The following is a 1,916-nucleotide window of genomic DNA, read 5'->3' on the forward strand; positions in this document are numbered from 1 at the left end:
GGTCAACAGTGTAACGATTTTTTTTGACATTAAATTGATTTTTATTATCAATTTCTTTAAACATCTCTATTGATCTCCTTTTCCTACTAAAACATTGTCTTTTCACGTTCCCACTGCAGCTATAACTAAGACATGAGTGAAGATTCGGATATCAAGCCTTGTTTGACTTATGCTTTTATATAAACTTTTCAAGCTCGTACAACAAATTTTTTGTTTATTATTCCGTATCAGGTTGGAGGAAGATAATATTCCGCACATGTACAAGAATCGGCAAGGACACGAAAAAACAAGTGCATGATATTCCAAAAATCAGTTCAAGTGGTTCTCTTTTCCCCTATTATTTTTCCTTAATTAATATGAGAAATAGCAAAAAAATATGACACAATGAAAACTCAAATCTTATTGTTATACACATTACAATATCAATGGATATATAGGAACATGCATTTAAATTCCATCAAGATTAATAAAATGTTGAATCATTTGAGTCTATTACCCCGCCATTAGCAATATATTTAGGAAAGAAATTAAATGTTCACATTCATGAAAAAATTCCACTTATACGTCCTAACTTTGTAAAGCCGAAGGAGCAGCTAGTCCCTATTTATCTGAGAAGAATCATGTCGAATATATAGGATTTTTGCTCCTTTCATTACACGTTTTGTATAACGATTATTGAGTGATTACATTTGAAGCAGTTACAACTGTCAAAGCATATTACTAGTTCACAATTCAAACGGACAAAAGGGAAATATGTCCAAATCCAGTTTTTACATTCTCCCCTTGACTGCGATGTAGTATGGTTTAGAGCCCCTTTTATTGATTTCCGTTAGGGTAGCGGGTGTAGGACAATAATAACAACAATTGTGGAAAAAAATTTTATTTATCTTTAACCGTGGAGTAAATTACAGTCGCGATAATAGAGATTGAAGAGTATTTAATAGTTGCTCTTGGATGAATATCACAGGGAATGTTATCGAAGGTGTTATATCGGTATGGGAACTTCCATACGTAAAAAAATTACCATTTGGTCTTTGGAGGAGGATTTTTACTAATGAAGACATACCGGAAAAAACATTGTACAGAGAGTACCTACAAAGTACAAAAAAGGTTTCCATAGTTTTCATGTATCCTTCATAACAATTGTAAATTAGGAAACAAGGAGGAAGCCATTGTGGGAAATCCTTTAGTTAGTGTAGTCATTCCTGCGTATAATCGACCTGATACTCTAAAAATAGCGCTTGACAGTGTATTAGCACAAACCTACCCTAATATCGAAATTATTATTTGTGATGATAGTACAGATGATCGAGTACAAGAAATGCTTGGTCCTTATTTAGGTTCGAACTCTATAATTAAGTATTATAAAAACGAAAGAAATTTATTTCTTGAAAATTGGCATAAATGCTTTGATTTGGCATCGGGGGAATATATCAATTACTTGATGGATGATGATGTGTATCATAAAGAAAAAATCGCAAAAATGGTTTATTTTTTCAAAGAGTTCGAAAATATTACCCTTGTCACATCTTATCGACAAACTATCGATGCAAACGATCAACTTCTCCCTCCTATAGACGCTACAGCCAGAATATATGAAGAAACAAGGATCTTAGACGGAAAGATGTTGGGAAACCTTGCATTAACCCATTGTCTCAATGTTATCGGTGAACCGACAACAGTATTATTCAGAAAAAAAGACCTTACCGAACGATATGGTGTATACAAAGAGAAACAGTATTCTCTTATCAATGATATAGCTGCCTGGTTGTCGTTGCTATCCAAAGGGAAAGCTGTGTATATTTCAGAAGCTCTTAGTTATTTTCGAAGACATCCGAATCAAAATAACAATACCCTAGGCCTAAAAGCATTTAGTGAATGGTTAGATATTATGGTTGGCGCAGGTGAAGAGGGAT

Annotated in this window: 1 protein-coding gene; it reads left to right on the forward strand. The window is 33.6% G+C overall.

Annotated elements, in window-relative coordinates:
- Positions 1-1,174: 1,174 nt before the first annotated feature.
- Positions 1,175-1,916 (forward strand): glycosyltransferase family 2 protein (locus ACFVSH_RS26095; protein ID WP_387708694.1); only part of this gene is annotated, 742 nt, incomplete at its 3' end.

This window comes from Peribacillus sp. NPDC058002 (assembly GCF_042886655.1).
GTDB lineage: Bacteria > Bacillota > Bacilli > Bacillales > DSM-1321 > Peribacillus > Peribacillus aracenensis.